This window comes from Actinomadura sp. HBU206391, from assembly GCF_014323665.1.
Lineage (GTDB): Bacteria > Actinomycetota > Actinomycetes > Streptosporangiales > Streptosporangiaceae > Actinomadura_C.
On the sequence record NZ_JABVEB010000236.1, the window covers coordinates 1 to 8,050 of the forward strand.

At 72.5% G+C, this 8,050-nt stretch carries 7 protein-coding genes and 1 tRNA gene; 4 read left to right on the plus strand and 4 right to left on the minus strand.

Annotated elements, in window-relative coordinates:
• Together HKK72_RS32425 and selB are read left to right on the plus strand one after the other, a co-directional pair.
• On the plus strand, positions 1-543 hold a 543-nt coding region (locus HKK72_RS32425; RefSeq protein ID WP_410050365.1), incomplete at its 5' end, for an aminotransferase class V-fold PLP-dependent enzyme.
• Positions 531-2,279, plus strand: coding sequence for a selenocysteine-specific translation elongation factor (gene selB, locus HKK72_RS32430; RefSeq protein ID WP_187238248.1), 1,749 nt, complete (start codon positions 531-533; stop codon positions 2,277-2,279). The genes HKK72_RS32425 and selB, both read left to right, overlap by 13 nt.
• A gap of 112 nt (positions 2,280-2,391) precedes the next feature.
• Here selB and HKK72_RS32435 read toward each other — a convergent pair.
• Positions 2,392-2,487 (minus strand) — tRNA-Sec (locus tag HKK72_RS32435).
• A 32-nt stretch (positions 2,488-2,519) separates the two neighbouring features.
• Between HKK72_RS32435 and selD the strand changes: the two genes are divergently transcribed.
• Both selD and HKK72_RS32445 read left to right on the plus strand, forming a co-directional pair.
• Entirely contained in the window at positions 2,520-3,500 is a 981-nt protein-coding gene (selD, locus tag HKK72_RS32440) for a selenide, water dikinase SelD (RefSeq protein ID WP_187238249.1), read from the plus strand.
• A 73-nt stretch (positions 3,501-3,573) separates the two neighbouring features.
• Entirely contained in the window at positions 3,574-3,990 is a 417-nt protein-coding gene (locus tag HKK72_RS32445) for an acyl-CoA thioesterase (protein WP_187238250.1), read from the plus strand.
• A gap of 13 nt (positions 3,991-4,003) precedes the next feature.
• Here the strand turns inward: HKK72_RS32445 and HKK72_RS32450 are convergent, their stop codons facing one another.
• The 3 genes from HKK72_RS32450 to HKK72_RS32460 form a co-directional block, all read right to left on the minus strand.
• Positions 4,004-4,942: a hypothetical protein gene (locus HKK72_RS32450; RefSeq protein ID WP_187238251.1), complete on the minus strand. Its 939-nt coding sequence runs from the start codon at positions 4,940-4,942 to the stop codon at positions 4,004-4,006.
• Positions 4,943-5,321: 379 nt separating this feature from the next.
• Positions 5,322-6,293, minus strand: a complete 972-nt coding sequence (locus HKK72_RS32455; RefSeq protein WP_187238252.1) for a 2Fe-2S iron-sulfur cluster-binding protein — start codon at positions 6,291-6,293, stop codon at positions 5,322-5,324.
• A partial coding sequence (locus HKK72_RS32460) for an NAD(P)H-dependent oxidoreductase subunit E (RefSeq protein ID WP_187238253.1) occupies positions 6,290-8,050 on the minus strand: 1,761 nt, incomplete at its 5' end. The genes HKK72_RS32455 and HKK72_RS32460, both read right to left, overlap by 4 nt.

Genomic DNA, 8,050 nt, shown 5'->3' on the forward strand with positions numbered 1-8,050 from the left:
GAGGCCGGCCTGCCGGCCGAGCCCGACGCGGCGACCGCGCTGCGCGACGGCGCCGATCTCGTCACCGCCAGCGGCGACAAGCTGCTCGGCGGCCCGCAGGCCGGCCTGCTGCTCGGCAGCCGGGCGATCGTCGAACGACTGCGGCGCCACCCGCTCGCCCGCGCCCTGCGCATCGACAAGATCACGTCGGCGGCCCTCGAAGCGACGCTCCAGGGGCCGCCGCCGCCCACGGAACAGGCCCTGCGCGCCGACCCGGGCGCGGTGAGAACCAGGGCCGAGGAGCTCGCCAAGACGATCGCGGTGGCCGGGATCGACGCGTTCGCCGTCGACTCCGTCGCCGGCGTCGGCGGCGGCGGGGCGCCGGGCGTCGAACTGGCCAGCGCGGCGGTCAGTCTCCCGGAGTCCTACGCCGAGGCGCTGCGCGGCGGCCGGCCGCCGGTCGTCGGACGGGTGGAAGGCGGGCGCACACTGCTCGACCTGCGCTCGGTCGACCCCGGCGACGACTCCGTTCTGCGTGATGTCGTGGTGCGATGCGGGTCATAGCCACCGCCGGCCATGTCGACCACGGCAAGTCGACCCTGGTGCGAGCACTGACCGGCATGGAGCCCGACCGGTGGGCCGAGGAGCGCCGCCGGGGCATGACGATCGACCTCGGCTTCGCCTGGACCGAGCTGCCGTCCGGGGCGCGACTGGCCTTCGTCGACGTTCCCGGCCACGAGAAGTTCATCACCAACATGCTCGCCGGCATCGGCCCGGCGCCGGCCGTCATGATCGTGGTCGCCGCCGACGAGGGATGGATGCCCCAGTCGGCTGAGCACCTCGCGGCCGTCGACGCGCTCGGCGTCCGTGACGGGCTGCTGGTGATCACTCGGGCCGATCTGGCCGCGCCCGATGACGCGCTGCGCCAGGCCCGCCGCGAGATGGCCGGCAGCACCCTCGCCGACCACGAGACGGTGGTCGTCAGCGGGCGGACGGGGGAGGGGCTCGAAGAGCTGCGGGCGGCCCTCGACCGGCTCGCCGCCCGTAGCCCGGAACCCGACACCGACGCACCGGTACGGCTCTGGATCGACCGCGCCTTCACGATCAAGGGCAGCGGCACCGTCGTCACCGGCACGCTCACGGGCGGGGCGATCGCCGTCGGCGATGAGCTGGTGCTCGCGCCCGGGGGAGAGCGCGTGCGGGTGCGGGGGCTGGAGTCGCTCAAGAAACGGGCAGACCGGATCGACGCCGTCGCCCGGGTGGCGGTGAACCTGCGCGGAGTTGACCTTTCCGGTGTCTCCCGGGGCATGGCGGTGACCTCTCCGGGCGGATGGACCGCGACCGACGAGATCGATGTACGGACGACCGGCGACGAGCGGCTGACCGCCCGCGAGCTGACCCTGCACATCGGATCGGCCGCGGTCACCGCGCGCGTGCGGCCGTTCGGCGACGACACGGCCCGGCTTCGGCTGTCGACGCAGCTGCCTCTGCATGTCGGTGACCGGGCCGTCCTGCGCGACCCGGGCACCCGCCGCGTCATGGGCGCGAGCGTGCTCGATGTGGCCCCGCCGCCGTTGCGGCGCCGAGGGGCGGCCGCTCGGCGCGCCAGTGAGCTGTCCGGGCGGCCGGACCGGCCCGGCGGCGAGATCATGCTGCGCCAGCATCAGGTCATGCGCGAGGCCGAGATCGTCGCCATGGGGTGCGAGCCCACGGGCCTGGAAGTGGCACCCGGATGGCGCGCCGACCCGGCGTACTGGGAGAAGGCCCGCCGACGGCTGCAGGAGGTCGTGAGCCGGCACGCCGCCGATCACCCGCTCGATCCGGGCGTGCCGGTCGAGACCGTACGGCAGCTGCTGGAGCTGCCCGACCGGCGGCTGGCCACGGCCCTGGTACACGAGCCGCTGCGGCTGCGCGACGGGCGGGTGCACGGGGCGGCGGGCCCGGCCGAGCTACCCGAGACGATCATGGCGGCGGTGCGGCAGGTGCACGGCGAACTCGAGACGGCACCGTTCCAGGCGCCGGAGGCCGACCGGCTCGCCGCACTGGGGCTCACCGGCAAGTCGCTCGCGGCCGCCGAACGCGCCGGTCTGCTGCTGCGGATCGCCCCCGGCATCGTGCTAGCGCCCGGTGCGGACGCCGACGCCGCCCGCATCCTCGCCACTCTCCCGCAGCCGTTCACCGCCAGTGAGGCCCGTACGGCGCTCGGCACCAGCCGCCGGGTCGTCATCCCGCTGCTGGAGCACCTCGACCGGCGGGGCCGCACCGAGCGGCTCGCGGACAACCGGCGCCGTTGCCGCTGAGCCGGAGAACCCGTGCGGCATCCCATCAGTGAGCGGTGGCCGTTCGCGCGCGAACAACTGCATGATCACGGCACGGACGTCGCGGTGGAGCGGGGGGCTTTTGGCGGCCGGGTGGCGGAGGCGAACGGGAATCGAACCCGCCGCGCTGAGATGCTCAGCGCCACCTGTTTTGAAGACAGGGAGGGCCACCAGGCACCTGATCGCCTCCAGCACCAGCACCATACAACTACATTCAGGTAGATGACGTACCGGCTCACGCAGTACGCGCACGGTGGTGGCTGCGCCTGTAAGATCCCGCCCGGCCGGCTCGAACGGATGGTCGCCGGCCTCGGCGGCACGCCCGGCGACGATCTGCTCATCGGGCTCGACCACGGTGACGACGCGGCCGTCGTACGGCTCGACGGTGATCGCGCGGTCGTGGCGACCGCCGACTTCTTCACCCCCGTCGTGGACGACGCCTACGACTTCGGCCGGATCGCCGCCGCCAACGCGCTCTCCGACGTGTACGCGGTCGGAGGCGAGCCGCTGGTCGCCGTCAACCTGCTCGGCTGGCCCTACGAGTCGCTCCCCGTCGAAGTCGCCGGCGAAGTACTCCGCGGCGGCGCGGACATCGCCGCGCAGGCGGCCTGTCACGTCGCCGGGGGGCACAGCATCGACGATCCCGAGCCGAAGTACGGCATGGCCGTCACCGGGGTGGCCGACCCCGAGCGGCTGCTGCGCATCGACGCCGCCCGACCAGGGCTCCCCCTGACGCTGACCAAGCCGCTGGGCGTCGGCGTGCTCAACAACCGGCACAAGGCGACGGGCGAGTGCTTCCCGCACGCCGTCGCAGGCATGACGACCCTCAACCGAGACGCGTCCCGGGCGGCGCTCGCCGCAGGCGCCCGGTGCGCGACGGACGTCACCGGATTCGGCCTGCTCGGCCATCTCTACAAACTGGCCCGCGCCAGCGGGGTCACCGCACTCGTCGACCATACGGCGGTCGGCTACCTCGACGGGGCCCGCGACGCCGCCGACGCGGGCTACGTCTCCGGCGGGACCCGCCGCAATCTCGACTGGGCGTCCCCGCACACCGAGTTCACCGGCCGCTCCGAACAGGACGCGCTGCTGCTCGCGGACGCGCAGACCTCGGGCGGGCTCCTCGTCGTCGGCGAGGTGCCGGGCCACCCCGTCATCGGCGAGATCGTTCCCCGGGGGAACGCGGTCGTGATCGTGCGCTGATCGAGCGCCCGAATCGAACGGCCGAATCGAAGCGCCAAACCGAACGGCCGAATTGAACGGCTAGGGTGCCGCCATGGGCGACATCTTCACGCACCGCGTGCGGGTGCGGTATTCGGAGTGTGACGCGCAGGGCGTGGTGTTCAACGGCCAGTACCTGTTCCTGTACGACGTCGCGGTGACCGAGCTGTGGCGGTCGGCGGGCAGCACCTGGACGGACATGGTCGCCGCGGGCCATGACGTCGTGGTGGCCGAGGCGCGGATCCGGTTCCGGGAGGGCGCCCGGTTCGACGAACTCGTCGACATCCGGCTGCCGATCGCCCGTCTGGGCGCCACCAGCATGGTGATCCACCCGACCTTCACGGTGGCCGACCGGCTGATCGCCGACGGCGAGGTGAGGCACGTCTTCATCGACCCGGTCACCAAACGCAAGAAGGAGATGCCGGCCGGCCTTCGCGCGGCGTTCCAGCCGTACCTGATGGTGGAGGGCTGACCACCGGGGCCGGTCAGGTGCGTGCGTACCTCGCCGCCATCGCGCTGAAGACCTCCTTCGGCTCCCAGCGCGTCTCGTCGAGCATTCTCACCACGCCGTAGGAGGACAGATCCTCCTCCTTGATCCTGGTGAAGCCGGCGAAGGTGAACCAGAGCGCCGTGTCGACGCCCTCCTCCTCGAAGACGTCCAGCAGCTCCGTGAGGTAGCGCACCTGCTCGCCCTCGTCCGGCACCGCCCCCTCAGGCGGCTGCCAGGCCATCCCGCCGAGCTCGCCCGCGCCCCGGTAGGCGCAGGTGCCGTACTCCGTCACCGCCACCGGCTTGCCGTGCTCGAAGTGCGCGCGTACCTCTGGTCGGAAGGTGTCGGCGTTGTAGGCGGCCCGGTAGGCGTCGACGCCGACGATGTCGAACGGGCGCCAGTCGACGGTCTCCCAGGGGGCCGAGGCGTACGTGACCGGCCCGCCGAAGTGGGCGCGGACGACCGCGGCTGCCTCGGCGAGAAAGCCGTTCACCCGTTCCTGAACCGGACCGAGGGAGGTCCACCACTCCATGTCGGCGGTGGCCATGGCCTGGAGACGGTCACCGTAGGTGTCGCCCGGTATGAAGCCGGCGCAGAAGGCGCTGATCTCGCAACCGGTGACGAACACCACCTCGGTGCCCTCGAGCCGTACGGCCTCGGCACGCTGCGCACAGTCGGCGAAGAACGGGAGCATCTCCTCGGGCGGCAGGTCCACGGGAAAGGGCGCGAACCAGACCTCCAGTCCGGCGGCCGCGGCGTACTCGGCGGCGACGCTCAGCCGTGCGGGATCGCCGCCGGACACCCGTACGGCGTCGCAGTGCAGCTCACCGGCGATCACCGCCATGTCGCGCTGGACCGTCTCGGGCACGAACGTCGTACGGGAGGAGAGCCCGGGAAGGAACCCGGTGTCGTAGTTGATGCCCCGTGCACGCATGTCATTGCCCTTTCGCGTGATCGAATCCGTGTTGCAGCAGGTCGAAGGCGAGCTCGACGTCCTCGGTCAGCCGGCGGCCGGCCTCCTCCAGCGAGGCGCCCGGCCAGCCGGTTGAAGAACGACTCCTGGAGGGTGAGCATGGAGGCGGTGATCTGGGCCGCCATCAGCTCGGCCGTCATCTCGTCGTGTTCCTCGGCCAGAACCCGGGCGAGCGCCTTGCGCTGCCGGTAGAGCAGGCCGTTCGCGGCGGCGCTGAGAGCGGGGCTGTCGAAGATCACGCGGATCCGGGCGACCAGCGCGTCCCGGCCCGCCGCCGGCAGGGGCTCCGTCGTGAACGCGCGGTAGTGCGGCGCCGGATCGCGACCGGTGTCGCGGCCGGTTACGCGTCGTCCCGCCGGCGCCTTCGCTCACCGCCGCCGTCGCCGCGGCTCTGCACGTGCTGGAAGCCGAAGCGGCCCTTGATGCAGAGGTTGCCGTGGGTGACGGGATTGTCGTGCGGTGAGGTCACCTTGACGATGGAGTTGTCCTGTACGTGCAGCGTGAGGTTGCACCCGACGCCGCAGTAGGTGCAGATCGTGGTGGTGCTCGTCTGCGCGGACTCGTCCCAGGTGCCCTCGGCCCGCATGTCGTGCTCGGTCTTGAACGACAGGGCCCCGGTGGGGCAGACCTCGATGCAGTTGCCGCAGTAGACGCAGGCCGAGTCGGGCAGCGGGGCGGCGTGCTCGGTGGAGATGCGGGCGTCGAACCCGCGACCTGCGACGGAGATGGCGAAGGTGTTCTGCCACTGCTCGCCGCACGCGTCCACGCACTTGTAGCAGAGGATGCACTTGGCGTAGTCGCGCACGTAGAGGTCGTTGTCGACCAGCGTCGGCTGGTGCACCGTCTCGGCGGCGGCACCGTCCGGGCGCTCGTGCTCACCGGTGTGCCGTGCGTCGCGCTCGCCCACGGCGGCGGGCTCGGCCTGTGGGCCGAACCGCTCAGGCTCGGCCTCGTACTCCGCGATCCACTCGGCCGCCCGCGGCGTGGTGGACAGGTCGACCGACGAGGCGAGCAGTTCCAGTACGACCTTGCGGCTGTGCCGGGCGCGCTCGGTGTCGGTCTTCACGACCATCCCGTCCTCGACGCGGCGGGAGCACGCGGGGGCGAGGACGCGGGCGCCCTCGACCTCGACCACGCAGACCCGGCACGCGTTCTTCGGGGTGAGCGTGTCGCCGTAGCAGAGCGTGGGGATGTCCTTGCCGGCCCCCGCGCAGGCGTCGAGGATCGTGGACCCCTCGGGGACGCGCGAGCTCTCCCCATCGACGGTGATCTCGACGAGGCGGCGGGGCATCTCCAGCTGAACGATGCTCATGGGTTCTCCCCGGGTGAGGGCGCCGCGAAGACGCCGAGACGGTCGATGGCCGATTCGACGGCGTTCCACGCGGTCTGGCCGAGGCCGCAGATGGAGGCGTCGCGCATCGCCTGCCCGACCTCGCGAAGCAGCGCGAGATCGGTATCGGGAGAGCCGCCCGGTGCGGTGATCCGGTGCAGCGCCTCCTCCTGGCGCACGGTGCCGACCCGGCACGGCACGCATTGGCCGCACGACTCGTCGCGGAAGAACGCGGCGATGCGCAGCAGGATCCGGGCCAGGTCGACGCCGTCGTCGAGGACGAGCACGACGCCGGAGCCCAGTGTGGTGCCGGCCGCCCGCGTCCCCTCGAAGGTCAGCGGCACGTCGAGCTCGTCCGCTCGGACGAACGCGCCCGCCGCCCCGCCGAGCAGCACCGCCCGCAGCGAGCGGCCCTCGGGCACGCCGCCGGCCATGGCGAGCAGCTCGCGCAGCGTCGCGCCGAACGGGAGCTCGTAGATCCCGGGTCGCCGCACGCTTCCGGACAGGCAGAACAGTTTGGTGCCTGTCGACTGCTCGGTGCCGACGGAGGTGAAGGCCCGCCCGCCCCCCATGAGGATGGGCAGCACGTTGACGAGCGTCTCGACGTTGTTGACGACCGTGGGCTTGCCGAACAAGCCCTTCTCCACCGGGAACGGCGGCTTGCTGCGCGGTTCTCCCCGCAGCCCCTCGATGGAATTGAAGATCGCGGTCTCTTCGCCGCAGATGTACGCGCCGGCGCCGCGGCGGATCTCGATGTCGAATGAGAGGCCGTGCCCCAGGATGTCGTCGCCGAGCAGCCCCCGAGTGCGCGCCGAGGTGATGGCGTGCTCGAGCCGGTGCAGGGCGCGGGGGTACTCGCCGCGAATGTAGATATAGCCGCGCGGGCACCCGGTCGCATAGGCCGCGATCGTCATCGCCTCGATGAGGGCGTACGGGTCGCCCTCCATGATCACGCGGTCCTTGAACGTGCCGGGCTCGCTCTCGTCTGCGTTGCAGACGAGATAGTGCGGATGGTCGGGCTGGCCGGCGGTCGCCTGCCACTTGCGGCCCGTGGGGAACGCGGCGCCGCCGCGACCGACCAGCCCGGCGTCGAGGACCTCCCTGATCACCCCCGCTGGGCCGAGGTCGAACGCGCGCCGCAACGCGAGATAGCCGCCGTTCGCCCGGTAGTCGTCCAGGCTCGCCGGGTCGGCGACGCCGACACGGCGCAGCAGCACCAGCCCGGGGTCGCCGGCCTGGGGGACGGCGACCCCGGCCGGTGGCTCGGCGCCGGCCGAGCCGGGATCGTGGGCCGCGGCCAGTACGGAGTCGACGGTCGCGGGGCCGGTGACGGCCGTCCGCGGCGTCGTGCCGGCCTCCAGCAGCAGCGCCGCGGGGGCGCGTTCGCACAGGCCGAGGCAAGGACTGTGATGCCACACGACCCCACCGTCCGCCGTGCCCGGCGGCCCGAGACGATCCTCCAGGCCCTCGCACAGCGCGGCTGCGCCCCGCGCCTCACAGGCCAGGTCGGTGCAGACGTGCAGGACGCGGGCCGGGCGGGGACGCGTGGAGAACATCGCGTAGAACGTCGCGACGCCGTACGCCTCCGCGGGCGCCACCGTCAGCCGGCGGCAGATGTAGTCCATCGCGCCCTCGCTGAGCCAGCCCGTACGGTCGTTGACCGCGTGCAGGGCCGGAAGCAGCAGGTCGCGCCGGGCGCGGGCCTGGTGTCCCGCGCGGGCGGAGCGCAGGTCGGCGTC